This is a genomic window from Pseudomonas sp. 21615526 (assembly GCF_013386245.1).
Classification (GTDB): Bacteria; Pseudomonadota; Gammaproteobacteria; order Pseudomonadales; family Pseudomonadaceae; genus Aquipseudomonas.
On the sequence record NZ_JACAOM010000094.1, the window covers coordinates 1 to 24,897 of the forward strand.

The 24,897-nt window shown below is 60.4% G+C and carries 22 protein-coding genes; 8 read left to right on the top strand and 14 right to left on the bottom strand.

Going from position 1 to position 24,897, the window contains the following annotated elements:
• Window positions 1–226 precede the first annotated feature (226 nt).
• Window positions 227–1,018 (bottom strand): crotonase/enoyl-CoA hydratase family protein, encoded by a 792-nt coding sequence (locus HX786_RS24310; RefSeq protein ID WP_177035732.1) that lies wholly within the window; start codon window positions 1,016–1,018, stop codon window positions 227–229.
• Window positions 1,019–1,441: 423 nt separating this feature from the next.
• Between HX786_RS24310 and HX786_RS24315 the strand changes: the two genes are divergently transcribed.
• Window positions 1,442–3,115 (top strand): DEAD/DEAH box helicase, encoded by a 1,674-nt coding sequence (locus HX786_RS24315; RefSeq protein WP_003209050.1) that lies wholly within the window; start codon window positions 1,442–1,444, stop codon window positions 3,113–3,115.
• Window positions 3,116–3,184: 69 nt separating this feature from the next.
• Here HX786_RS24315 and HX786_RS24320 read toward each other — a convergent pair whose 3' ends face one another.
• A complete protein-coding gene (locus HX786_RS24320) occupies window positions 3,185–3,952 on the bottom strand; it encodes a class III extradiol ring-cleavage dioxygenase (protein WP_003209052.1) in 768 nt (255 codons plus the stop codon).
• Window positions 3,953–4,054: 102 nt separating this feature from the next.
• Here HX786_RS24320 and HX786_RS24325 point away from each other — a divergent pair, with 102 nt between their 5' ends.
• Complete coding sequence (locus HX786_RS24325; protein ID WP_177069003.1) at window positions 4,055–4,711, top strand: thiopurine S-methyltransferase; 657 nt, start codon at window positions 4,055–4,057, stop codon at window positions 4,709–4,711.
• Between the two features lie 51 nt (window positions 4,712–4,762).
• Here HX786_RS24325 and htpX read toward each other — a convergent pair whose 3' ends face one another.
• Window positions 4,763–5,650, bottom strand: a complete 888-nt coding sequence (gene htpX / locus HX786_RS24330) for a protease HtpX (RefSeq protein WP_003209055.1) — start codon at window positions 5,648–5,650, stop codon at window positions 4,763–4,765.
• A 314-nt stretch (window positions 5,651–5,964) separates the two neighbouring features.
• Entirely contained in the window at window positions 5,965–7,176 is a 1,212-nt protein-coding gene (locus HX786_RS24335; protein ID WP_003209058.1) for a pyridoxal phosphate-dependent aminotransferase, read from the bottom strand.
• A 202-nt stretch (window positions 7,177–7,378) separates the two neighbouring features.
• On the opposite strand from HX786_RS24335, the gene msrB reads away from it, so the two are divergent.
• From msrB to HX786_RS24350, 3 genes are all read left to right on the top strand, one after another.
• On the top strand, window positions 7,379–7,771 hold the full coding sequence (msrB, locus tag HX786_RS24340; RefSeq protein ID WP_003209059.1) for a peptide-methionine (R)-S-oxide reductase MsrB: 393 nt from the start codon (window positions 7,379–7,381) through the stop codon (window positions 7,769–7,771).
• A 131-nt stretch (window positions 7,772–7,902) separates the two neighbouring features.
• Window positions 7,903–8,388 (top strand): glutathione peroxidase, encoded by a 486-nt coding sequence (locus HX786_RS24345; RefSeq protein WP_003209061.1) that lies wholly within the window; start codon window positions 7,903–7,905, stop codon window positions 8,386–8,388.
• Window positions 8,385–8,837, top strand: coding sequence for a MarR family winged helix-turn-helix transcriptional regulator (locus tag HX786_RS24350; RefSeq protein WP_087694772.1), 453 nt, complete (start codon window positions 8,385–8,387; stop codon window positions 8,835–8,837). Before HX786_RS24345 ends, HX786_RS24350 begins: the two co-directional genes overlap by 4 nt.
• Here the strand turns inward: HX786_RS24350 and HX786_RS24355 are convergent.
• Window positions 8,821–11,130, bottom strand: a complete 2,310-nt coding sequence (locus tag HX786_RS24355; RefSeq protein WP_087694773.1) for a response regulator — start codon at window positions 11,128–11,130, stop codon at window positions 8,821–8,823. The two genes, HX786_RS24350 and HX786_RS24355, sit on opposite strands and share 17 nt — an antisense overlap.
• Before the next feature lie 167 nt (window positions 11,131–11,297).
• Between HX786_RS24355 and HX786_RS24360 the strand changes: the two genes are divergently transcribed.
• Window positions 11,298–12,188 (top strand): ATP-binding protein, encoded by an 891-nt coding sequence (locus HX786_RS24360; protein ID WP_003209065.1) that lies wholly within the window; start codon window positions 11,298–11,300, stop codon window positions 12,186–12,188.
• Window positions 12,185–12,667, top strand: coding sequence for a GAF domain-containing protein (locus HX786_RS24365; protein ID WP_003209067.1), 483 nt, complete (start codon window positions 12,185–12,187; stop codon window positions 12,665–12,667). The genes HX786_RS24360 and HX786_RS24365 overlap by 4 nt, the downstream gene beginning before the upstream one ends.
• Window positions 12,668–12,711: 44 nt before the next feature.
• On the opposite strand, the gene HX786_RS24370 is transcribed toward HX786_RS24365, so the two are convergent.
• From HX786_RS24370 to HX786_RS24405, 8 genes are all read right to left on the bottom strand, one after another.
• Entirely contained in the window at window positions 12,712–16,344 is a 3,633-nt protein-coding gene (locus tag HX786_RS24370) for a transporter substrate-binding domain-containing protein (RefSeq protein WP_178912693.1), read from the bottom strand.
• 8 nt (window positions 16,345–16,352) lie between these two features.
• Window positions 16,353–16,979 (bottom strand): response regulator transcription factor, encoded by a 627-nt coding sequence (locus HX786_RS24375; RefSeq protein ID WP_003209072.1) that lies wholly within the window; start codon window positions 16,977–16,979, stop codon window positions 16,353–16,355.
• Window positions 16,980–17,228: 249 nt separating this feature from the next.
• Window positions 17,229–17,636, bottom strand: coding sequence for a response regulator (locus HX786_RS24380; protein ID WP_003209073.1), 408 nt, complete (start codon window positions 17,634–17,636; stop codon window positions 17,229–17,231).
• 225 nt (window positions 17,637–17,861) lie between these two features.
• A complete protein-coding gene (locus tag HX786_RS24385) occupies window positions 17,862–19,193 on the bottom strand; it encodes a deoxyguanosinetriphosphate triphosphohydrolase (RefSeq protein WP_003209075.1) in 1,332 nt (443 codons plus the stop codon).
• A gap of 72 nt (window positions 19,194–19,265) precedes the next feature.
• Window positions 19,266–20,429, bottom strand: a complete 1,164-nt coding sequence (locus HX786_RS24390) for an EAL domain-containing protein (RefSeq protein WP_008432158.1) — start codon at window positions 20,427–20,429, stop codon at window positions 19,266–19,268.
• A gap of 92 nt (window positions 20,430–20,521) precedes the next feature.
• A complete protein-coding gene (locus HX786_RS24395) occupies window positions 20,522–20,863 on the bottom strand; it encodes a hypothetical protein (RefSeq protein ID WP_008432159.1) in 342 nt (113 codons plus the stop codon).
• Window positions 20,860–21,246: a phage holin family protein gene (locus tag HX786_RS24400; protein ID WP_003209078.1), complete on the bottom strand. Its 387-nt coding sequence runs from the start codon at window positions 21,244–21,246 to the stop codon at window positions 20,860–20,862. The genes HX786_RS24395 and HX786_RS24400 overlap by 4 nt, the downstream gene beginning before the upstream one ends.
• Before the next feature lie 2 nt (window positions 21,247–21,248).
• On the bottom strand, window positions 21,249–21,563 hold the full coding sequence (locus HX786_RS24405) for a YqjD family protein (RefSeq protein WP_003209080.1): 315 nt from the start codon (window positions 21,561–21,563) through the stop codon (window positions 21,249–21,251).
• Window positions 21,564–21,911: 348 nt separating this feature from the next.
• Between HX786_RS24405 and HX786_RS24410 the strand changes: the two genes are divergently transcribed.
• The gene (locus HX786_RS24410) at window positions 21,912–23,120 is read left to right on the top strand and encodes an ammonium transporter (protein ID WP_003209083.1); all 1,209 of its coding nucleotides are present in this window, start codon (window positions 21,912–21,914) and stop codon (window positions 23,118–23,120) included.
• Here HX786_RS24410 and HX786_RS24415 read toward each other — a convergent pair.
• A complete protein-coding gene (locus HX786_RS24415; protein WP_178912694.1) occupies window positions 23,107–24,828 on the bottom strand; it encodes a monovalent cation:proton antiporter-2 (CPA2) family protein in 1,722 nt (573 codons plus the stop codon). The two genes, HX786_RS24410 and HX786_RS24415, sit on opposite strands and share 14 nt — an antisense overlap.
• Between the last annotated feature and the right edge of the window lie 69 nt (window positions 24,829–24,897).

The following is a 24,897-nucleotide window of genomic DNA, read 5'->3' on the forward strand; positions in this document are numbered from 1 at the left end:
AGGACGCCGGGTTAGCCGTCCTGGGCCAAGGATGGCCCATGACGGCGGCCCACGGTCCAAAGCCGGAGTGAGGGCACACCGAGCCTAAGCGAGGTGCCGAGTGGTGGGGCAAGAGCGTTTTGCTTACTTTTGCGCTGTTCAAAAGTGAGCCGCTGTAAGAGCGGAACCAATAGTGGCCGTTACCTAAATAACGGATATGTACCCCGCCCCAAGCCCCCCTCCACAATCAACAGCCTTTAAAAACCCCAGGCCGCTTCTCGATCATCGCCCGTACACCTTCCTTGGCATCCTCACTATTCAGCAGTTTCTCCACCAAAACGGGCAACCCGGCCGCCGCCGCGGTCTCCCCCTCGATCCGTGCCTGGCGCGCCGACATCAGCGTGGCCTGCACCCCCAGCGGCGCCTGCTGGGCAATGCGGTTTGCCAGCGCCACCGCCCGAGGCAACAAATCCTCGCTGGCCATCACCTCCTGCACCAAACCCAATCGCAACGCCTCGTGGGCATCAAACTCATCCCCCGTGAGCAACCAGCGCATGGCATTCCCCCACCCCGCGATCTGATGAAAGCGCAACGTCGCGCCCCCAAAAGGAAAAATCCCGCGCTGCACTTCCATCTGCGCAAACCGGGTATTGCTGGCACACAGATTGATATCCGCCGCCAACATCAACTCGATACCAATGGTCAGGCAGTACCCCTGAGCCGCAACAATCACCGGCTTACTGACCCGGGGCCCCGCGAAAACGCCCCACGGATCACAACCACCCAACGGCGGTTGCCAGCCTTGTGCCATCGTGGGCCCCACATTGGCCAGGTCCAATCCGGCGGTAAAGTGATCGCCATGCCCGAAGACAATGGCTACCCGCGCTTCCTCATTGCGATCAAATTCGCCATACGCCAGGCTCAAATCATTGAGCAATTCCAGGTCGAACGCATTGCGCTTGGCCACGCGATCCAGCCCCAGCAACAGGATATGACCCTGCTGTTCACGGCTGACGCGGCTGTTGGTGGCTTGGTTCATGGGGTGTGCCCTCGGGCGCAAAGGGAGGTTTCGGACCGAAGGGCCCGCTGTTAAGGGTGAACCGTTTAAGCGTCATGACCAACAGGGCCGGGCCTTTGAAAAATAGACCCTGCTGCCTGGATGCGCAAAGCCTTTGATGCAGAGGCGTTTACCTGCGGTTTGCGATAAAAAAAGCTCCCTTTTTCAGCGATTTCCGGTATAGTGCGCGCCGGCCTTTAACCGGGCCGCGTTTAGGTAGCGCAATTCCCCGAAGTCAGCTTCGGCTGCACGTCCGCACAGCGGACTCTTCCTTGACGAATCTTTTTCATTCATTCGTTTTCGCAAATCCCCGCCGACAAAGCAGCCAGGGCGACTCTTGAGTCTCAACACGGCATGCGCAGCTTTGGAGCATGGGTCTTTGCGGATGCACTTAGAGGCAGACCCATGACCCAGGAAACCGGCGGCTTCGCCGCTTTTAATCTTAACCCGAACATTCTTGCTGCCGTCATCGCGACTGGCTACGAAGAACCTTCGGCTATTCAGCAGCAATCGATCCCGATCATCATGGCCGGCCAAGACATGATTGGCCAAGCGCAAACCGGTACCGGTAAAACCGCCGCGTTCGCCCTGCCAATCCTGCACTGCATCGATCCTGCCAAGCGCGAGCCGCAAGCCCTGATCCTGGCGCCAACCCGTGAGTTGGCGCTGCAAGTAGCAACCGCTTTCGAAACCTACGCCAAGCAAATGCCGGGCGTTACCGTTGTGGCCGTTTACGGCGGCGCGCCTATGGGCCCACAACTGAAAGCAATCCGTAACGGCGCACAGATCGTTGTCGCCACTCCGGGCCGTCTGTGCGACCACCTGCGTCGCGACGAAAAAGTGCTGTCGACCGTGAACCACCTGGTTCTGGACGAAGCTGACGAAATGCTCAAGCTGGGCTTCATGGACGACCTGGAAGTCATCTTCAAGGCACTGCCAGCAACCCGTCAGACCGTACTGTTCTCGGCTACCCTGCCACAGTCGATCCGTGCCATTGCCGAACGCCATCTGCGCGATCCGCAACACGTGAAGATCCAGACCAAGACTCAGACCGTTACCGCGATCGAACAGGCTCACCTGTTGGTTCACGCTGACCAGAAGACCTCGGCTGTATTGAGCCTGCTGGAAGTCGAAGACTTCGACGCCCTGATCATGTTCGTGCGCACCAAGCAAGCGACCCTGGACCTGGCCAGCGCCCTGGAAGCCAAAGGCTACAAAGCCGCTGCGCTGAACGGTGACATTGCTCAGAACCAGCGTGAGCGCGTGATCGACTCCCTCAAGGATGGCCGTCTGGACATCGTTGTGGCGACCGACGTTGCTGCCCGTGGCCTCGACGTTCCACGTATCACCCACGTGTTCAACGTTGATATGCCTTACGATCCAGAGTCCTACGTTCACCGTATCGGCCGTACCGGCCGTGCTGGTCGCGAAGGTCGTGCATTGCTGCTGGTGACTCCACGTGAGCGCCGCATGCTGCAAGTGATCGAGCGTGTAACCGGTCAGAAAGTTGCCGAAGTCCGCCTGCCGGATGCCCAGGCCGTTCTCGATGCGCGCATCAAGAAACTGACCAACAGCCTGTCGCCACTGGTGGCTGATGCTGAATCGACCCACGGCGATCTGCTGGACCGCCTGACTGCCGATATCGGTTGCACCCCGCGTGCCCTGGCTGCAGCCCTGCTGCGCAAGGCTACCAACGGTCAGGCCCTGACCCTGGCTGCCATCGAGAAAGAACGTCCACTGGTGCCGAACAACGCTCCGCGCGGTGATCGTCCAGAGCGTACTGGCGACCGTCCGGACCGTGGTGATCGTGAGCGTCGTGCTCCGGTTCCATTGGCTGAAGGCCGTGCTCGCTGCCGTACCGCGCTGGGCGCGCGTGATGGCATCGCTGCCAAGAACCTGCTGGGCGCTATCCTCAACGAGGGTGGCCTGGCACGTGAAGCGATCGGTCGCATCCAGGTGCGTGACAGCTTCTCCCTGGTGGAGCTGCCGGAAGATGGTCTGGAGAAACTCCTGACCAAGCTGAAGGACACCCGCGTTGCCGGTAAGCAGTTGAAGCTGCGTCGCTACCGCGAAGATTGATCCGCCCCCGGGCTGATTGATCGAACATAAAAAATCCCCGACTGGTTCGGGGATTTTTTTTGCCTGCAATCAGGCGAAACGGTAGATGTCCATGCCCAGCGCACCCATGGTAAAGCCTTGGTGGGCCGCGCTGAATTCACCGCCGGCGCCCCGGGCGAAATACAGCGGCAGCAAATGCTCGTCGCTGGGGTGGCTGCGCACGGCATGAGGTGCCTGGCGACGATAGTCGTGCAGCGCGGCTTCATCGTTGGCTGCCAGTTTGCTGACCATCCAATCGCGAAAATCCCGCGCCCAGGGCTCGATGCTCTCCGGCCCGGCATGCCAGTCCAGTTCGCCGAGATTGTGGGTAATGCTGCCGGAGCCGATCAGCAGCACGCCCTGTTCCCGCAGGCTCGCCAGTGCGTGGCCGACACGGGTTTGCAGGGCAGGGCCCATGCGGCTTGGCAGCGATACCTGCACCACCGGGATATCGGCCGCCGGGTACATCAGCGACAGGGGCACCCAGGTGCCGTGGTCGAAGGGGCGCTGATCATCAATGCGCGCTTCCAGGCCGTCAGCCTTGAGCAACTGCACGATTTGGGCGGCCAACTGCGGGTCACCGGGTGCCGGGTACTGCACCGCGAACAGTTCCCGTGGGAAGCCGCCGAAGTCGTGCCAGGTCTCTGGTGCGGCGCTGCCAGTCACGAGCAGCCCCTGGCTTTCCCAGTGCGCCGAGACCACCACAATGGCCTTGGGGCGTGGCAGCTCGGCTGCCAGGCGCTTGAGTGCCGGGCCACTGGCACCGGGTTGCAGGGCAAGCATGGGCGAACCGTGGGAGATAAACAGGCTGGGCAGCATGAGTAGGGTCCTGAGGGTTAAGATGGGACCATCTTCAATCAGATCATTGATCTAAATCTAATATAAGTTTTAGCGCTATTTGATCAAGTTTTAGGGTGAATCATGGAACCTGGATTTTGGCATGAGCGTTGGGCGCGCAATCAGACGGGTTTCCACTTGCCCGAAGTGAATCCTTACCTGCTGCGTCACTGGCCCGGCCTGGGCGTGGCGAACGGGGCGCAGGTGCTGGTGCCGTTGTGCGGCAAGAGCCTGGACCTGGTGTGGCTGGCGAGCATCGGGCATCGGGTGATCGGGGTCGAGTTGTCGGAAAAGGCCGTTGAAGAGTTTTTCAGCGAGCAGGAGCTGATGCCGCAGGTCAGCCAGCGCGGCGCTTTCAAAGTTTTCCAGGCGGGTTCCATCGAGCTGTGGTGCGGGGATTTCTTCGCCCTGGATGCCGGTGCCGTGGTTGGTTGCACAGCGCTTTACGACCGGGCGGCGCTGATTGCCCTGCCACCGTTGATGCGCGAGCAGTATGCGGCGCACTTGAATGGGATTCTGGCGGGAGGCAGTCGTGGCCTGTTGATCACCCTCGACTATGAACAATCGCAGAAGGCCGGCCCGCCGTTCGCGGTGAGCGATGAGGAAGTGCAATTGCTCCTGGGCGGCCGGTGGAGCCTGGATGTGCTGCAGGAGCAGGACATCCTGGGGGACAGCTGGAAGTTTGTTCAGGACGGCGTCACGCGCCTGGACGAGCGGGTGTACCGGTTGGCCAGGCGCTGAAGAGCGCCCACAAAAAAGGGGCGATTGAATCGCCCCTTCTTCTTGTCGCTATCAGCCGCGACGACGCAGTGCGTCAATTCGCTCTTCCAGTGGCGGGTGGCTCATGAACAGGCGAGCCATGCCCTGCTTGATGCCACCGTTGATGCCAAAGGCGGTCAGGGTGTTCGGCATGTGCACCGGCAAGCCCTGTTCGGAGCGCAGGTGCTGCAGGGCGCTGATCATCGCGCCGGTACCGGCCAGGCGTGCGCCGGCTTCGTCTGCGCGGAATTCCCGTTTGCGCGAGAACCACATCACGATCGAGCTGGCGAGGAAGCCCAGTACCAGTTCGGCGAAGATGGTCGCCACGTAGTAGGCCATGCCCTGGCCCTGTTCGTTCTTGAAGATCACCTTGTCGACGAAGTTGCCGATGATCCGCGCGAAGAACATCACGAAGGTGTTCACCACGCCCTGGACCAGCGCCAGGGTGACCATGTCACCGTTGGCCACGTGGCCGATCTCGTGGGCCAGCACCGCCTTGATTTCGTCGGGCGAGAACCGCTCCAGCAAGCCCTGGCTGACGGCCACAAGGGCGTCGTTCTTGTTCCAGCCGGTAGCAAAGGCGTTCGCTTCATAGGCCGGGAAGATCCCGACTTCAGGCATCTTGATCCCGGCTTCGCGGGACAGTTGCTCGACGGTCTGCAGCAGCCATTGCTCATGACGGGTGCGTGGCTGGGTAATGATCTGGGTGCTGGTGCTCATCTTCGCCATCCACTTGGAGATGAACAGCGAGAAAATCGACCCGGCAAAACCAAAGACCGCACAGAAGATCAGCAGCTGATTGAGGTTCAGATCAACCCCGTTGGCCGCCATGATCCCATTGAAGCCGAAAAGGCTCAGCGTGATGCTGGCAATCAGCACGACCGCCAGGTTAGTGGCCAAGAACAGCAGAATGCGCATCATGGTTGTAGAATTCTCCTCATGCTTAATATGTCGCGTACTGCGGGGTATATAAGGTGCGGCATGGGGCTATTCAACCGGGGGACTATTTCAAACTGTGTCCTACAGCCTGAATGTAGAGCCTTGAAGGGAATTTCCGAGGCCTGGTGTGGCTCGGCAGCCTCGCCCCATTACCTTGCAGCCCTGTAATTATAGGGTGATGCCCGAGCAAGGGTGGAGCCGGCAGGCGTAAAAGGCGATACCGCCCGCGCAGGGCAGAGAAGTGTTGCCAGATAATCGCTGTACGACCACGGGTGGGCCGTACAGCGCAATGCCCATTACTGGCGATAGGACTTCAGGAAGTTGCCGATGCGACCGATGGCCATCTCCAGGTCATCCACCCGCGGCAGGGTGACCACCCGGAAGTGATCCGGCCACGGCCAGTTGAACGCCGTACCCTGGACCACCAGCAGCTTTTCCGACAGCAGCAGGTCGAGCACGAACTTCTCGTCGTTGAGGATCGGGCACACTTTCGGGTCGATCCGCGGGAACGCATACAGCGCCCCCATCGGCTTGACGCAACTGACGCCGGGAATCGCGTTCAACAGTTCCCAGGTGCGGTTGCGCTGCTCCAGCAGGCGGCCTTGTGGCAGCACCAGGTCGTTGATGCTCTGGTAGCCGCCCAGTGCGGTCTGGATGGCGTGCTGGCTCGGCACGTTGGCACACAGGCGCATGTTGGCCAGCATGTCGATGCCCTCGATGTAGCTCTGGGCATTGTGCTTGGGGCCGGAAATGGCGATCCAGCCGGAACGGAAGCCCGCCACCCGGTAGGATTTAGACAGCCCGTTGAAGGTCAGGCACAACAGGTCCGGCGCCAGGGAGGCGGTGCAGATGTGCACGGCGTCGTCGTAGAGGATCTTGTCGTAGATCTCATCGGAAAACACCACCAGGTTGTGCTGGCGCGCGAGTTCGAGCATGCCCAGCAACACTTCCCTGGAGTAGACGGCGCCGGTGGGGTTGTTCGGGTTGATGATCACCAGGGCCTTGGTGTTCGGGGTGATCTTGGCCTTGATGTCGGCCAGGTCCGGGAACCAGTCGGCGCCTTCGTCACACAGGTAATGCACCGGATGGCCACCGGCCAGGGTTACGGCGGCGGTCCACAGCGGGTAGTCGGGAGCCGGAACCAGCACTTCGTCGCCGTTGTTGAGCAGGGCCTGCATGGACATGACGATCAGCTCGGACACGCCGTTGCCTAGGTAGATGTCTTCGATGCCGACACCTTCAACCTGCTTCTGCTGGTAGTACTGCATGACGGCCTTGCGCGCGCTGAACAGGCCTTTGGAGTCGCTGTAGCCTTGTGCGGTAGGCAGGTTGCGGATCACGTCCTGGAGGATTTCGTCCGGCGCTTCGAAACCAAAGGGTGCCGGGTTGCCAATGTTCAGCTTGAGGATGCGATGGCCTTCCTCTTCCAGGCGTTTGGCGTGCTTGAGCACCGGGCCGCGAATGTCGTAGCAGACGTTGGCGAGCTTGTTCGATTTGCTGACCTGCATGGCGATGTGATCCTGAAAATGAACGATCCAGACGGTGTGAAGACTACCGTGCTGAGAATCCTGCGTTGGCCTGACCCATAAATACGTTTGAATGCCGGTAACGCGGGTGCCAGACTGGCGCTTTGAAGAGGCGCAATCATACGTGCCGCCTGATCCATGGAAAAGACACAGATCAGGCTTTTTCAGTTGCCGAGGTGTACCGATGGAAAAGTTGCAGAAAACCGTTGAAGAATGGAAAGCCATGCTCGACCCGGAGCAGTACAACGTGTGCCGCCTCAAAGGCACCGAGCGACCGTTCAGCGGCAAGTACAACGGCACCAAGACCGACGGCGTCTACCACTGCATCTGCTGCAATGAGCCGCTGTTCGATTCCAGGGCCAAGTTTGACTCCGGCTGCGGCTGGCCCAGCTTCTACGAGCCGATCGCCGAGCAGGCCATGGTCGAGATCCGGGACGTCAGCCACGGCATGATCCGCACCGAAGTCACCTGCGCCAAGTGCGATGCGCACCTGGGCCACGTGTTCCCGGACGGACCGCCACCGACCGGTTTGCGTTACTGCATCAACTCGGTGTGCCTGGACCTGGTACCGCGCTGAGCCGTCAGGCTCCTGCGGGCTTCGTGCCCGCAGGGGCCGTTATATCAAGGCATAAGTCCCGCCAATTAAATTGCACACAATTGAATTGCCTACTATCGTTTAGTCCTTCTTATCTCTGTAGAGGCACTGCCATGAGCGACAACCTGCTGAGCATCCCTTGCACCACCATCAAGGGTGAGCAAAAGACCTTGGCCGATTTCGCCGGCAAGGCGATTCTGGTGGTCAACACTGCCAGCAAGTGCGGCTTCACCCCGCAATACAAGGGGCTTGAGGAGCTCTGGCAGCATTACAAGGACCAGGGCCTGGTGGTATTGGGCTTTCCCTGCAACCAGTTCGGCAAGCAGGAGCCGGGCAACGAAGGCGCCATTTCGGAGTTTTGCGAGCTGAACTTTGGTGTCAGTTTCCCGCTGTTCAAGAAGATTGACGTCAACGGCAGCGATGCCCATCCATTGTTCGTACAGCTTAAAAAGCAGGCCCCGGGATTGCTGGGCTCCAAGGGCATCAAGTGGAACTTCACCAAGTTCCTGATCGGTCGCGACGGCCAGGTGGTCAAGCGCTTCGCCCCGACCACCAAGCCCCAGGACCTGACCCAAGAGATCGAAGCCCTGCTCAAATGACCGACCTGTCCCTGGCCCTCGACGACCAACTGTGCTTCAAGCTCTACGCCGCCTCCCGCGCGGTCACCCGGGCCTACAAGCCGATGCTCGATCAGTTGGGACTGACCTATCCGCAATACCTGGTGATGCTGGTGCTGTGGGAATGGCAGGCTGCAGCGGTGTCGCAGCCTACGGTCAAGGCCCTGGGCGAGCGCCTGCTGCTGGATTCCGGCACGCTGACGCCACTGCTCAAGCGCCTGGAGCAGCTTACCCTGGTGCGGCGTCAGCGCAGTGCGCTGGATGAGCGTGAAGTGCACCTGAGCCTGACCGATGAAGGCCGGCACCTGCGCGACCGGGTGCAGCCGCTGAAGGCTCGCCTGTTGTGTGACAGCGGCGTCGACCTGAACCAGGCCGATGCCTTGCGTGACGGTCTGGATCAGCTGTTGCGCCAGATCAAAGACTTGTCGTAGTCGGCACCCACAGATCGAGCAAGGCCTTGAGTTCTTCCCGGCGAAACGGCTTGGCCAGGTAATCGTTCATGCCCGCAGCCCGGCAGCGCTCGCGTTCCTCGGACATGGCATTGGCCGTCAAGGCGACGATCGGCAAGTCCGGCCAGCGCCCGCTGCGGCGGATCTGCCGACTGGCCTCATAGCCATCCATCACCGGCATATTGCAGTCCATCAACACCATGTCGAAGCCTTGCTCTTCCAGCAGCTTGAGGGCTTCACCACCGTGGGCGGCGACGATCACCTCGCACCCGAGCTTGCCGAGCATGCCCTTGGCCACCAGTTGATTGACCGGGTTGTCCTCCACCAGCAGGATGCGCGCCCGGTGGGCGAGGGGGCCGGTTTCCAGCTGGATCAGGTCCAGGACCAGGTCCGGATCGGTGCGCAAGTTGCGTTGCAGGACCTGGTACAGCGCGGTGCGGCTCAGGGGGCGGGCCTGTTGCTGCAAGGGGGCCAGGGCCGCGACTTCTTCGCTGGGCATGAAGTTGCCGTAGGCGGTTACCACCAGGATCGGGGCGGTGATCATCGGGCGCAGGCGGAACAGGCATTCGGGGCAGTCGGTGATCAGCAGGTCGGGATTCTGCCCGCTCAAGTCATCGTCGATGGAATAACAGCGCGGAGCCAGGCCCCAACTCGGCAGCAGGCTGTTGAGGAGTTCTGCCAGCCCGCTGCTGGTGCTGGTGATGGCGATTACATCTCCAGCCAAAGGCGCCAGGCGCACCGCCGGCAAGTGGGTCGGCAAGGGCAGGTCGGCACAGAACTGGCTGCCAAAGCCAGCTTCCGAGCTGATGCTCAGGCGGCCCTTCATGGCTTCGCACAGGTTGTGGGTCAGCGCCAGGCCCAGGCCTGTCCCGCCGAACTGGCGGGTGATGCCCGCACCGGCTTGGGTGAACGGCTGGAAAATCTTGACCTGGGCATCCTGGGCGATCCCGATACCGGTGTCGCACACCTCGATCCTGACCCGGCCGGCCTGGGCACTGAGGCGTACATCCACCCGGCCGAAACGTGTGAACTTCAGGGCGTTGGACAGCAAATTGCTGACAATCTGCCGTACCCGCGTCGGGTCGCCTAGCACCTGGGCGGGAAACTGCGGGTCGATCAGGCACGTCAGCTCCACGCTGGGCGCGGCGTTTTGCGAGAGCAGGTTGGCGGTGTCTTCCACCAGTGAACCGAGGTCGAACGGGATGCTTTCCAGTTCCAGTTGGCCGGCGTCGAACTTCGACAGGTCGAGGATATCGTTGAGTAGCTCCACCAGTACTTTGCCGGAGTCATGGGCGATCGACAGTTGCTGGCGTTGCTCGGCGTTCAGCGGGCTGTCGAGGGAGAGGGCGATCATCCCCAGCAGGCCGTTCAGCGGTGTACGGATTTCATGGCTCATGTTGGCCAGGAACGCCGCCCGTGCCTGGGCCATGCCCAGGGCCGTCATCTTCGCCGCTTCCAGCTCGTCGTTCGACAGCGTCAGCCGATGATTGATCGCCTTGAGCTCGGTGGTGCGGGCGGAGACGATGTCTTCCAGTTGGCCGAGGTATTCGGTCAGGCGATTTTCAGCATGCCGGCGTTGCTGGATTTCAGTCTCCATGTTTTCAAACTGTTGGTTGGCGACGTTGACCAGTACGCCGATCTCGTCGTGCTCGTGCCCCGGCGGGCAGTCCAGGCGCTCGTGCTTGCGTGAGCTCAGCTCGCGGATAATGCGCACCAGCGGCTTGGTCAGCATCACGTAGAAAAGCGCCAACAGAATGCCGGTGAGGATCAGGCTGCGGGCGAAGCCGTTGAGCAGGGTGATCTCGGCGCGGTGCAGGAAGCGGCTGCCGAACGCGTAGGTGTCTACGTCAAGACGCAGTACACCGAGGGAATCGTTGGGCATGTGGGCGAGGTAGAGCCGATCTTCGAATTGGCGGTTGGCGCCAAACAGGAAGTCGCTGATGGGCCGGTAGGTGCTTTCCTTGCGCGGGCGATGGACATCGGCCAGCACCAAACCGTTGTTGTCGATCAGTTGTGCATGGGTGATGGCGGGGGAGTGCAGCAGGCCCAGCGTCAGTTCCTGGGCCAGCTCGGCGTCGATGTTGTAGGCGATGCGCGAAGCCGGGTTATGGCTGATTTCAATCAGCGCACGTATTTCCCGGTTGATGGAAGCGTCTTCGCTGGCATAATCAATCCCAATCTGTATCAGGCTGAGCAAGGTTCCCAAGACGAATCCGACCAGCACTGTCAGTCTGGCTTGTTTATAAGACAAGCGGTGGGCGAACTTGATATCCATCGGGTGCTGTACCACTTTACGTTTCCTTTCGCCCGGCAAGCATAGCTGAACATCCACAGGCTCAAACTTGCCCGGCATGAATCGATTTTATTCGGTGCAGCCCTGCACGGTCTGCCTCAGGGTTGCCAATACGCCATCTTTTACAAGAACTTGCCAGAGGAATAGTCGTGGATTCTCGATTGAATGCCTTTCTTGAGCGTGCCGACGCGGTACTGGCTCGCCTGGAGCCCTTGTTGCCTGCCCCGCGCGAAGCCGTTGACTGGAACCATTGCCTGGCTGCCCGTTGGCAGCGCGAAGGTCGCAGCGGCTTTTTATTGCCACTGGAAGTCAGCCTGGATATGCGCCTGTCCGACCTGATCGGCGTGGATAAACAGCGCGAACAATTGGCCCGTAACACCCAACAGTTTCTCGACGGCCTGCCGGCCAACCATGCGCTGCTCTGGGGCTCGCGCGGCACCGGTAAATCGTCCATGGTGCGCGCCTTGCTGGCCCAGCACGCCAAGGCCGGGCTGCGCCTGATCGAAATCGAGCGCGATCACCTGGCGGACTTGCCGCGGGTGGTCGAGCAACTGATCAAATTGCCACAACGCTTTGTGTTGTTCTGCGATGACCTGTCTTTCGAAGCCGGCGAGAGCGATTATCGTGTGCTCAAGAGCGTACTCGACGGCTCCCTGGAGCAGGCGCCGGAAAACGTCCTGTTGTATGCCACCTCCAACCGTCGTCACCTGGTGCCCGAGAACCAGAGCGATAACGAGAACTGGAAGACCATAGACGGCGAGCTGCATCCCAACGAAGCGGTGGAGGACAAGATTGCCCTGTCTGACCGTTTCGGCTTGTGGCTGTCGTTTTACCCGTTCAATCAGGAGCACTTCCTGGATGTGGTCGAGCACTGGATCGGTGAGTTGGCGAGTAAGGCCGGTCTGCAGTGGCAACGCGATGAAGAGTTGGACATCCTCGCCGTGCGCTGGGCCACCGGGCGCGGTAATCGCAACGGCCGTTGTGCCTATCAGTTCGCCCGCTACTGGGTGGGCCTCAAGTTGTTGGAGCGTCAACCATGATTGATTTGCAACAGGCTGGAACCGGCCTCGATGGCTACGCCATGCTGCATGCGCAGCTGGAATCGCTGTTGGCGGATGAGCGGGATTTCATTGCCAATGCCGCGCAGTTTTCTGCGTTCCTGTTCAACCAGCTGGATGATTTGAACTGGGCAGGCTTCTACCTCAACCGCAATGAAGAGCTGGTGCTCGGGCCGTTCCAGGGGCAGATCGCCTGTGTGCGCATTCCGTTCGGTCGCGGTGTGTGCGGCGCGGCAGCGGCCTCGCGGCAAACCCAGCGGGTGGAAGACGTGCATGCATTCCCGGGGCATATCGCCTGTGACAGTGCGTCCAACAGCGAGTTGGTCGTCCCGTTGGTCAAGGACGGGCGCTTGATTGGTGTGCTCGACCTGGACAGCCCATCGCTGTCGCGGTTTACCCCGCAGGATCAGGCCGGCATCGAGCAGTTGGCGGCGATTTTCCTGCGGTTGACCGATTGTTGATGGGGTGAGCCTCCTGCAGGAGCAAGCAAGCTCGCTCCTGCAGGCTATCGACAGTCCAGCACGTCCAGTTGCATCTGCAGCATCCTCTCCAGCTCAAGCATGGATTTCTCTATTGCCTTGATGCCCGCCTCGATAACGTGTGGTGTCTCGCGTTCGCCACACGCCTGCTCCAACGCTTCGCATTGTCCGGACAAGGTATCGGCCTGGATGATCCGGGCGGCGCCCTTGATCTTGTGGGCCTGGTCGATCAGGTCGCCGGGCGCGGCTTGCCGTGCCAGCATGGCCATCAGCTCGACCCGATCATTCCGGCTGCTGCTGAGCAACTCCTCGAGCAAACGCCGGCTCAACTGTGGGTCACCGCCCGTCATCGCGTCCAGGCTTTGCAGGGTAAACACGTTGCGGGTGGGCAGCGGATCGACCTGCGCCAGGTGCTGTTCCAGCGCAGTAAGACTGATGGGTTTGAACAGGCAGTCATTCATGCCGGCGTCAAAGCAGCGTTGTTTCTCCTCGGGCTGCGCGTTGGCGGTGAAGCCGAGTATCACGCACGGGGTTTTCTGCTCGCGCTCCTCATACTCGCGAATGGAGTGACTCAATTCGTAGCCGTTCATGATCGGCATATTGCAGTCGGCAATGACCAGGTCGAAGTGTTCCTGGCGCCAGGCCTGGAACCCCGCAGCACCATGATGGGCCGCGGTGAACTGATGCCCCAGGAAACCCAGTTGCTGGCACATCAGCAAGCGGTTGGCCGGATGGTCATCCACCACCAGCACGTTGAGTACTGGCGCCGGCGTGGCCGCGGCCGGTTCAAGCTTGTCTACGGCCTTGACCGGCGGCAGGCTGGTCATCTTCAGGCTGACGTGGACCTGGGTGCCTACCATGGGCACGCTGCTCAGGCTCAATTGCCCGCCCATCATGGCGCACAGGCTGCGACAGATCACCAGGCCAAGGCCGGCGCCGCTCCTGGCCAGGTGCCCGGAGTTGTCGGCCTGGGCGAACGGCTCGAACAGGCGTAGCTGGTCTTCGCGATTGATCCCGATGCCGGTGTCCTCCACTACCAGTTTCATCTCGATCTGTTGAGGTTGCCCGGTCGCCTTCAGCTGCACCTTGATCTTCACCTGCCCGCGTTCAGTGAACTTGATCGCATTGCTCACCAGGTTCGAGAGCACCTGCTTGAACCGCAGAGGGTCGATCAGTACGTCGGTATCCTCGACATCGGGGGTGAACTCCAGCACCAGGCTCAGGGTTTTCTGGCGCGCCAGGCCATCGAACACGCGGACCACCGACTCGATGACTTCGCGCAGGTTGACCCGCTCCGGGGCCAGGCTCAACCGACCGGACTCGATACGTGCAATGTCCAGAATGTCGCCGATCAACTCCAGCAGGTCCTTGGCCGAGTTGTAGGCGACCTCGATCGCAGGGCGATCAAGATGACCCTGATCGGCGCGCTTGAGTGTCAATTCCAGCATGCCAATGACGGCGTTCATCGGCGTGCGGATTTCGTGGCTCATGGTGGCCAGGAACGTGCTTTTCGCGCGATTGGCCTCGTCGGCGCGTTCCTTGGCGGCGCGCAGTTCGTCGAACAACTGGCGCCGTTCGCTGATATCGATCCAGCCGCCAATGATGCCCTGGACCTCGCCCACGGAGTCGCGGTAGGGGAGGATCCAGTGGTAGATCGTGAGTTTCTTCCCGTGCACGTGCAGGGTGCGATCAAGGATCAACGGTTTACCCTCGGCCACTACCCGCTGGTAGTCGGCATGGTACTGCGCCGCCTCCGTCTCAAGGGCCATGCTCATCTGCGTGATGCTTTTGCCGATGACGTCTTCACGCTTGATGTCGAACGTCTGCAGGTAGCTGTCGTTGCAGGTCTGCAGATAGCCGTTGTGGTCGCGTACGTAGATCGGATGGGGCGTTTCATTGACCAGCGCCCGCATGAACTCGAACTGGTCGTTAAGGGCGCGCTCGGCCAGTTTTCGGTGCTTGATCTGGCGCTGCAGGTAGCCGTTCCAGGCCAGGGAAATCAACAGCAGCAGCCCGGTGCCGATGATGATCTGGGCAATCAGGCGATGGTAATTGCGCCAGTAGCCATCGGACGCTGCGTTGTAGCCGCGCCAGCGGCTGTTGATCGCCGCCATCTCATCCGGGGCGATACTCAGCAGTGCCTTGTCCAGGATCGAACTCAGCTCCGTGGCGTGTCGGGACGTCGCCAGGGCAAACGTCGCAGGCAACGTGCCGATGCTGGAACTGATCTGCAGTTCGTCCTGGAATGCCGGAGAAGAAAGCAGGTAGTTGGCGATCACCAAAGGGTTCACTGCGCCGTCGACTTGCCCCTGTGCCAGCAATTCCGATGCCTTGAAGGTATCCCCGGTTTCCACCAGGTTTATCTGGGCAAATGCCTGCTGCAGGAATTTTTCCAGCTGATTGCCCTGGGTAATCGCCAGGCGCTTGCCGGCCAGTTCTTGAAGGCTTGTGGGCGCGCCCGGCTCTTTACGGGTCAATAATACGTAGGAGTTTTCCAGGTAGGGGCGGCTGAAGTTCAACTGGGACTCGCGCCCGGTACTGGGGGTAATTGCGCCGATGATGTCGGCTGCGCCGGTCTGCACCAGTTCCATCATGTTGGCGACGTCACGCACGTGTTGAATCTCGAAGCGCAGGCCGGTTCGCAGGCGGATCAGCTCCAGCACGTCGGCGGTGACGCCCCGGAACTTGCCGTCGGTATCAAAGAACGTCAGGGGGGCGAGGGTTTCATTGACCACCACCTTCACCACGGGGTTGTCCTTGAGCCAGCGCTCTTCGCGCAGGCTCAGTTGCAGCTTGCGGTCGGTCAGCAGAATGTCGCTGCCCGCACTCCAGCGCTTGGCGATGCTGTCACGTTCATAGGTTGATACGCCATCGAGCACTGAGTCGATGATACTCAGGAGAATGGGTTGATCCTTGCGCAAGGCGAAGCTGAACCCGTGGGCCTCGTGCTTGCCGAAGTTGGCCATGCGGATATTTTTCAGGTAGCCCTTGTTGATCATGTAGTGAGTGGAAATGGTGTCGCCCAGGAATACGTCAGCCTGGTCGAATGCCACGGCATTCAAGGCATTTTGATAGGACGGGTAGGCGTGGATGGTCGCCTTGGGGTACAGCGCCTGCACTTCGTCCATGGGCAGGTAATGGTAGACAAGACTCAGGCGCAGGCCGGCCAGGCCGTCGCCAAGGTCGCGGTTCTCACCTTCACGGGTCACCAGTACCGGCTGATCCACTGCGTAGGGCAGTGACAGGACGATGTCGGGATTCGCCGCTTCAAAACCGTTGGCAGACCCCAGAAAATCGATTTCGCCGTTTGCCAGCGCCTGGATCGCGGCTTCACGGGAGGAGTAGCGCAACACGGTGATTGGTATCGCCAGTGTCCTGGCCAGCAGCCCGGCGTAATCGGCAGTCAGCCCTTCATAATCACGCCCGCTGGAGGTGATGTCGAAGGGCGGATAGTCGGGTGCAGAGGTGCCCAGTATCAGTTCCCGTTTGTTCTGCAGCCACTGGCGCTGTGTCTTGTTCAGGGGGGTGTCCAGTTGAACGGCACCGGCACGCCCCAGCAGGGCATATTGCTCGGGAACAGTTTGTTCGGCAGGCACGGAAGTGCTGAGGCACACCCCGATACTCAATATGATTAGATAGTCCTTTAATCGCCTGGGCATCCGATTTCTCACACTAGCGCGTTACGTTTTGCCATCTCGATAAGTTCTACCAAGGATTTGGCTTTCAGTTTTTGCATGAGCCTTTTTTTGTAAGTGCTGACGGTTTTGTTGCTGAGAAACATGCCCTTGGCGATTTCCTTGTTTGTCCGGCCTTGGGCAAAAAGTTGTAATACCATGAGTTCACGATCGTTGACGACTTTGAAAAGTTCAAGCTCTTCATTGTTATCCGTTTCGTTAGTGCTGCCGTTAAGGGCCTGGCTCGGGAAGTAGTTGTAACCTGACAAGACCGCCCTGATGGCACTGAGCAGTTCGCTCAAGTCACCTTCCTTGCACACATAGCCATCGGCACCGGAGCGCATGCACCGGGTAGCAAAGAGCTTGGGGGTCTGGGCGGTGAGTATCAACGTCTTGGTCGGCGTACTCATTGCGTTGAACCGGCACAGCACTTCCAGGCCATCGAGTTTCGGAATGCCGATATCAAGGATAATCAGGTCAGGCTGACACTCCTTGACCATTTGTATCGCATCACAACCGTTATCGGCTTCTCCCACTACTTTATAGCCTTCGTGTTCTAACAACATCCGAATGGCAAGTCGGATGACGGGGTGGTCGTCAATAATAAAAACTGAGTTCATGATCAAATTCCATACAGGCGCAAATAAAGTCGGCACATTAGCTCACATGGCAATGAAGGAGGATGAACTTGATGTGGAACAAACGTAAAACAAGAATAATCCTACATCAAAAAAAGCAAGGGATTACGCTCTGTGAGGTGTTTGTTGTTTGGGTGTAAGAGTTTTGCGTGGGTGGAATTTAAAAGTAACTGGTCGTGAGAGGGCAGCGTTATAAAGAGGCGTTTTCGGATTGCCCGGGTGTTTAACTTCCTACTTTTCTGTTGAGCGAGTAAGGCGTGATTGGCGTATGAGTTCATTCAGCTCAAGGTGGCTTAACGGCTTCGACAAATAGCCAAGTAATGGAAAGTTGCGTCGGGATGCCTGGGCCATCAGGTGTTCCAGTTCATTGACGGGCAGGCCGCTGAGCAATATCGCGGACCTTATAAAGCCTCTGCGGTTGGCAATTTCAATCAACTCCAGCCCGGGCAAGTCGGGCAAACATTGATCACAGAGCAGAATATCGAATGGCACGTCGGTTTGTGTCATCAGCCGCATTGCCTGTTCTGCATTCTCGGCCAGTGCCAGGTCGTGGTAGCCATAGTTTCGTAGCAGGCATTGGGTGGCCAGCAATTGAAAGGGGTGATCCTCCACCAACAGGATGCGAAGTTGTTCGAGCATGGTTTTTTCCATGGAATGGACAAGAGCCCTGAAGACGCTCCACCAGGGCGTGTAGTAAGAAGTTAATGGGCCCGCCAGCTATCGGGCGCAGGAGCAGGTCGAAAGACTGCGGTCAGGGCGCGCGATTATTCATCGCGGCGGGGAAGAACTTCGATCAGGCCGCTCTGTTCCGTGCGTAGGGCGATTCTTTGAAAAGTCGCCCTGGCCATCAGCCAGGGCTCCGATTTATTGCGGGCTGGAGCGGCCGGTCATCTCGCGGGCCATCTCGCTGGCGTAGCTGTCAGTCATGCCGGCGATAAAGTCGATCATGCGCAGGAAGGACGCGTGCAATGACCAGGAGGGATCCGGGGCGCTATTGCCCAACAGGTCGAGGATGCGTCGGTTCTTGAACGACGGGGTGCGACCGCCATGTTGTTCCAGGGCCGCGCCGCAGAAGGCATTCAAGAGGATTTCCAGGGTGGTGTAGGCGCCGATCTCATGCAGGGTCTTGCGCTTGTCCTGGAAAATCTTCTTGCGGGCCATGTCCTTGGCATCCAGCACGCAGCGCTTGGCCGGGCCGTGCATATGTTCCACCAGGTCCCCCGGCAGGGTGCCGGCCAGCAGCGCGTCCTGTTGTTCGACGAACGCCCGGGCCGCGGCGTTGGTCAGGTGTTCGATGGCCTTGCCTCGCAGGATCGCCAGCTTGCGTCGCCGGGAATCCAGCGGGCCGAGTTGCCGATAGGTTTGCGGCAAGTCGTCGCCCACCAGGTCCAGCAGCAGTGACTCGACCTCGGCGTATTCCAGCAGCTCCATTTCCAGGCCGTCTTCGAGGTCGATCAATGCGTAGCAGATATCGTCGGCCGCCTCCATCAGGTACACCAGCGGGTGCCGGGCCCAGCGTTGTTCTTCCAACTGCGGCAAGCCGAGCTTCTGGGCGATCTGCTCCAGGATCGGCAGTTCGCTCTGGTAGCAGCCGAACTTGTGTTTCTTGTAGCCCAGGGAGTCGGCGTGGCGGGCGGTCCAGGGGTATTTCAGGTAGGTGCCCAAGGTGGCGTAGGTCAGGCGGGTGCCACCATCAAACTGGTGGTATTCCAGTTGCGTGAGTACCCGGAAGCCCTGGGCATTGCCTTCGAAATTGAGGAAGTCATTGCGTTCGGCGCTGCTCATGTCATCCAGCCAGCCACGGCCTGAAGCTTGCTGGAACCAGTGCCGGATCGCGTCCTCGCCGGAATGGCCGAAGGGTGGGTTGCCGATGTCATGGGCCAGGCAGGCTGACTGCACCACCATGCCCAGGTCGCTCGGGTCGCACCAGTCGGGCAGGGCACTGCGGATGGTCTCGCCCACGCGCATGCCCAGGGATCGTCCCACGCAACTGACTTCCAGGGAGTGGGTCAGCCGGGTGTGGATGTGATCGTTGCTGGTCACCGGGTGCACTTGCGTCTTGCGGCCCAGGCGGCGAAACGCACCGGAAAAGATGATGCGGTCATGGTCTTTGTGAAACGGACTGCGCCCCAGTTCTTCCGGGCTGTGCAGCGGTTTTCCAAGGCGTTCGCGGGTAAGCAGGGTGGGCCAATCCAAGGCGGGTACTCTCCGTGCGGTGAATGACGGCTCCCAGCTTCCCGGTTCAGCCAGGCCTTCGCAAGCGAAAAACTACAGGCCGGCGGCGTCGATATCGATTAACAGCAGGCGCTGACCATTATCAAAGAATTGTCCGGCAGTCAGGCAGTACTGGTTGGTCGTGGCATCGCGATAGGTTGAGGACAGGGTCAGCCGCCGCTCCTCCCAACCTTCGGCCAGCAAATGATAAAAATACGGACGCCATGACCAGTTGTGGCCCAGGTAGCGGCTGTCGGCTTGCCAGGCGCCCTGGTGCCATTCGAAGTTGGGTGTCAGTTGCGTGCCATGCCGGTCGCACTGGTAAAAACGCAGCAGCCAGGGAAACGCCGGCAATTGCGGCAGGTGGCTCAGCGGTGCGCGGGTGTGGGCCCAGGTTTGCAGGATCTGCATCAGCTCCGCCAGTTGCTGGCGCAGTTGCATGATCCGGCCACGTTCGGCGAGCTTCTGTTGGACATAGCCGGTGCGCAACTGGGCGAAGCGCGGCACGAATGCGTCGGTGTCGAACCAGTCCAGTTGGGCCTGGGCGAACAGGTAGCCCTGGACATAACGCGAACCGCATTCCAGGGCGAAATTCAGTTGGGCCTCGGTTTCCACCCCTTCGGCGATGATCCAGCAGCCGGTTTTTTCCGCCATTTGCGCCAGTGCCCGTACCACCTCACCGCTCGGGCCACCGCGGGCCGCGGCCTGGAACAGGCGCATGTCCAGCTTGAGAATGTCCGGCTGCAAGGCCAGCACCCGGTCCAGCTGCGAATAGCCGGCGCCGAAGTCATCAATGGCAATCCGCGCGCCGGCCTCGCGGTAGCGCTCGACGACTTCGGCCAGGCGCAGGATATCGCCGCCCAGTTCAGTGATCTCGAACACGATGCGGCGCGGGTCGACGTTATGCAGTTGCAATTGCTTCAGGCTCGGCAGTGCCTGGCCCGGGCGCAGGCGGGTGATCCAGCGTGGCGAGATATTCAGGCTGAGGAACCACTCCTGCGGGGCTTCATGCAGGCGGCTCAGGGCATTGTCACGGATCTGCCGGTCCAGGCGGCGCAAGGCCACCGAGGGCGTGCGCGGGTCGGCGAACAGCGGACCCACCGAGCGCAGTTGGCCATTCGCCTGGCGTAGGCGGCCCAGGGCTTCTACGCCGGCGATGCGGCCGGTGGCGGTGTCGATGAATGGCTGGAAGCAGGCGAGCGGTTGCCCGTCGATCACGGGGCCTCCTTAAAAGACCGGAAATAAAAAAGGCCCGGCCCTCAATGGAGAGGGCCGGGCCTGATCTGTTTGCAAGAATGCAGCCAGCACGCTCAACTTTTGCGCGAAGCACCTTGCATGGCCAGTTTGATCAGCGGGATCAGGCCGGCACCCAGCCGCACCAGGCGGGTCATGGTGCCGATTCCGCCGCCCTTGGCGCCTTTGCCGGTGAGAAACCCCAGCAGCGTCACCACGCCCACGCCCCACAGCGGCGCGTGCTTGATGCCAAAACCGTCCTGCCAGCTCTGGCCCATGTTGCGGACCTTTTGCAGCGGCAGCATCAGTTGCTGGGACTCGTGACGGATTTCCTGGCGGTGCATTTCCATGCGCAGGCGGATCAACGCCTTGCGCATTTCTCGCCGGGAAGTGTTTTGCGGCAATTCAGTCATGCTCATGGCAGCAGGCGCTCCCGGTCGTTGGCCAGCTCTTCGAGGGTGGCGTGGAACGGCGTGGACTCATCGAACACCGCCGCCTTCAGGCGCAACCCGCAGAATGCTGCGGCCAGTATGTAGAACACACACAGGCTGATAATCCCGGTCAGGCGGTAGGTATCCCACACCAGAATCATCACCAGCGCCGACAAACCCACCAGCAACAGCAAGGCAAACACCAGCGCCAGGCCGGCGAACAGCAACAGGCTGACGGTGCGGGCTTTCTGCTCCTGCAACTCGATGCCGAACAGCTCGACATGGCTGTGCAGCAAACCCAGAACAGCCGCGCCCAGGCGCCGTGAAGTAGAACTTGGGCCCGTGGACGAGCCGGATTCGCCGATAGACATGATTAGCGCCTTGTAGCCAGCAGGCCGATCAAAAAGCCCACGCCGGCCGCAATGCCGACGGACTGCCAGGGGTTGGCCTGCACATAGTCTTCAGTGGCCGTGACCGCCGCCTGGCCGCGTTCGCGCAGGGAGTCTTCGGTCAGTTGCAGGGTTTCACGGGCCTTGAGCAGGCTTTCGTGAATCTTGCTGCGAAGCTCGTCAGCCTGGTCACCGGCGAGGATCGCCGTGTCGTCCAGCAGCTTCTCGGTATCGCTGACCAGGGTTTGAAAATCCGCCATCAGTATTTCTTGAGCAGTCTTTGCCGTTTTTCTGGCCATGGTTATCTCCGTGAGTGGCTGGTCTGTTTACTTCTGGTTTCGAGTCACCGGTGTCGGTGAAGGTTCACTGCAATTGTCTGGTACAGCTTTTGCTTTGCCTTGGTGCGCAGGCCCGGGGCCTTGCGCTGAATCCGGGCGGTTGGGGCTCAAACCCTGAAAAACCTTACCCTAAATAACTAAAACTCGCGGAAAAACCCTGTCGGATTCTGCCTTTTTCAATGATCGCTGCGCCAAAGCGGTTCACGGCCTCAAACGAGGGTCGGATCGTTGGTGCCAATTTAGTGCGCATCATGAAGGCCATGAACTGCTTTGGTGCTTTTTCCTGCATCTGCAGGCCTGCCATCCTCCATGGAAAATTTGCAAAGCGCGGTGGACACCCTCGTCCACAGCTCCAACACGCTGTTCATTCTGATTGGTGCGGTCATGGTCCTGGCCATGCACGCCGGCTTTGCCTTCCTGGAAGTCGGCACGGTGCGCCAGAAGAACCAGGTCAATGCCCTGTCGAAAATCCTCAGTGACTTCGCGATTTCAACACTGGCCTATTTCTTTATAGGCTATTGGATCTCCTACGGGGTGACCTTCATGCAACCGGCGGCGGTGATCAGCGCCGACCACGGCTACGGCCTGGTGAAGTTCTTCTTCCTGCTGACCTTCGCGGCGGCGATCCCGGCGATCATTTCCGGGGGAATCGCCGAGCGTGCACGGTTTGTTCCGCAACTGTGTGCCACTGCGTTGATCGTAGCCTTCATCTACCCGTTTTTCGAAGGCATGGTGTGGAACGGCAACTACGGCCTGCAAGCCTGGTTGCTGGCCACCTTCGGCGCCAGCTTCCATGACTTTGCCGGCAGCGTCGTGGTGCACGCCATGGGCGGCTGGCTGGCGCTGGCGGCGGTGCTGTTGCTGGGGCCAAGGCAGGGCCGTTATCGGGAAGGGCGCCTGGTGGCGTTCGCGCCGTCGAGCATTCCATTCCTCGCGTTGGGCTCGTGGATCTTGATCGTCGGCTGGTTCGGCTTCAACGTCATGAGTGCGCAAACCCTGTCCGGGGTCAGCGGGCTGGTGGCGGTCAATTCGTTGATGGCGATGGTCGGTGGCACGGTAGCGGCATTGGTGATCGGCCGTAACGACCCAGGCTTCTTGCACAACGGTCCATTGGCCGGGTTGGTGGCGATCTGTGCCGGTTCCGACCTTATGCACCCGGTGGGCGCGTTGGTGACCGGCGTGGTGGCGGGCGGCTTGTTCGTCTGGTTCTTCATTGCCGCCCAGGATCGCTGGAAAATCGACGATGTGCTGGGTGTATGGCCATTGCACGGGCTGTGCGGCGTGTGGGGCGGGATTGCCTGCGGGATCTTCGGCCAGACCGCCCTGGGCGGCCTGGGCGGCGTCAGTCTGATCAGCCAGTTGATCGGCACCGCGCTGGGGGTAGTGGTAGCCCTGGCCGGCGGCTTCCTGGTGTATGGCGTGATCAAACGCGTGCATGGCCTGCGCTTGAGTCAGGAAGAAGAGTATTACGGCGCGGATTTGTCGATCCACAAGATTGGCGCGGTCAGTCAGGATTGAGGGGCGCGTCCCCTTCGTTCTGGTTGCAGCCATGTAACAAGCGGTACCGGCTCTGGCGCACTTCATCGACACGGCCTTGCACCTGCTGCTCCGACAACCCCAGCAGGATCAACGCATGGGAGGCGAGCATCAGGCTCGACTCCAGCAACTCGGGCACCACTTCAGTGGCGCCGGCGGCTTTCAGTTCGGCCAGCTGACTGTCGTCGCGGGTGCGTACCAGGATCGGTACGGTCAGGTTGATCCGCCGCGCTTCGTTGAGCACGGCCAGGGCGACGTCGCTGTTGTCCACCGCGATCACCACCAGGCGCGCACGTTCCAGGCCGACCGCGCTGAGCAGGGCGCCACGGCGGCAGTCGCCGTAATGCACGGCGCTGTCTTCGGTAGAAGCTTCCTGGACCCGCTCCGGGTCGTCATCAAGGGCAATGAACGCCTGTTGTTCACGGTGCAGGAAGCGCCCGATGGACTGGCCAACCCGGCCGTAGCCGCAGATCACCGCGTGGTCGCGCAGCTCGGCATTCAGGGCCGTAATCTCTTCAAGCTGTACTTGCTGGTTGGGCTTGCGGTGCAGGCGCAGGGCAATCGCGGGTGCAGCCCTGAGCAACAGCGGAGTCAATAGCATCGAGCAGAAGGTGGCAGCCAGCAGCAGGCCGCTGATGTCGGCGGGCAGCAGGCGGCTTTGCTGCATTTGCGCCATCAAGGCGAAACAGAACTCGCCGCCCTGGGCCAGCGCCAGGCCGCTGCGCCAGGCGGTTTCACCGTCGCTGCCGCGCAGTTGCACCAATAGCGCGACCACACAGCCTTTGATCAACATCAGCGTGAGGGTCAGGCCGAGAATCAACAGGCTATGACTGACGAACAGTTGCAGGTCGATCAGCATGCCGATGCTGACAAAAAACAGTCCCAGCAGGATGTCGCGAAACGGCCGGATATCGGCTTCGATCTGATGGCGGTAATGGCTTTCCCCCAGCAGCATGCCGGCGAGAAACGCACCGAGTGCCGGGGACAGGCCCAGCAAGTGGGTCAGCCAGGCGGTGAGCAGTACGATCACCAGTGCCAGCAGCACGAACAATTCGGCCGAATGGGACGCCGCCACCTCACGGAACAAACGCGGCAGCAACCAGCGGCTGGCCAGCAGCAGGCCGAGGAACAGCACCACGGTTTTGCCCAGGGTCAGTGGCAATGCCCAGTACCAGGCTTGCTCGCTGTTACCGGCGAACACTGGCACGAGGGTCAGCAGCAATACGGCCACTACATCCTGGAACAGCAATACCCCAATCGCGTTCTGGCCATGGCTGCTGAAGATTTCGCCAAGACTGGTCAGCTCCTTGCTGACGATGGCGGTGGACGACAGTGCCAGTCCCGCACCGAGCAACAGCGCGGTGGTCGGCGACAGGCCGAACAGTGCCAGCAAACCGCCCAGCAGCAACCCGCAGCACAGTACCTGCAGGCTGCCCAAGCCAAACACCACCCGGCGCAGGCTGAGCATTTTGTTGAGAGAAAACTCCAGGCCCAGGGAAAACAGCAGGAACACCACACCCAGTTCGGCAAGGTCTGGCAAGTCTTCGCTGTCATTGACCCAGTCGAGGGCGGTGGGGCCCACGGCCAGGCCAACACACAGATAGCCCAGCACCGGCGGCAGTTGCAGGCGACGAAACAGCGCAATCACCACCAGGGAGGAGGCCAGGATAATCAGCAGGTTGGCAAACACATGCAGCTCCATTGCAGGTATTACGGGAAAAAAGTCGCGAGAGTCGCTGAATCAGTTATACCCCATGCT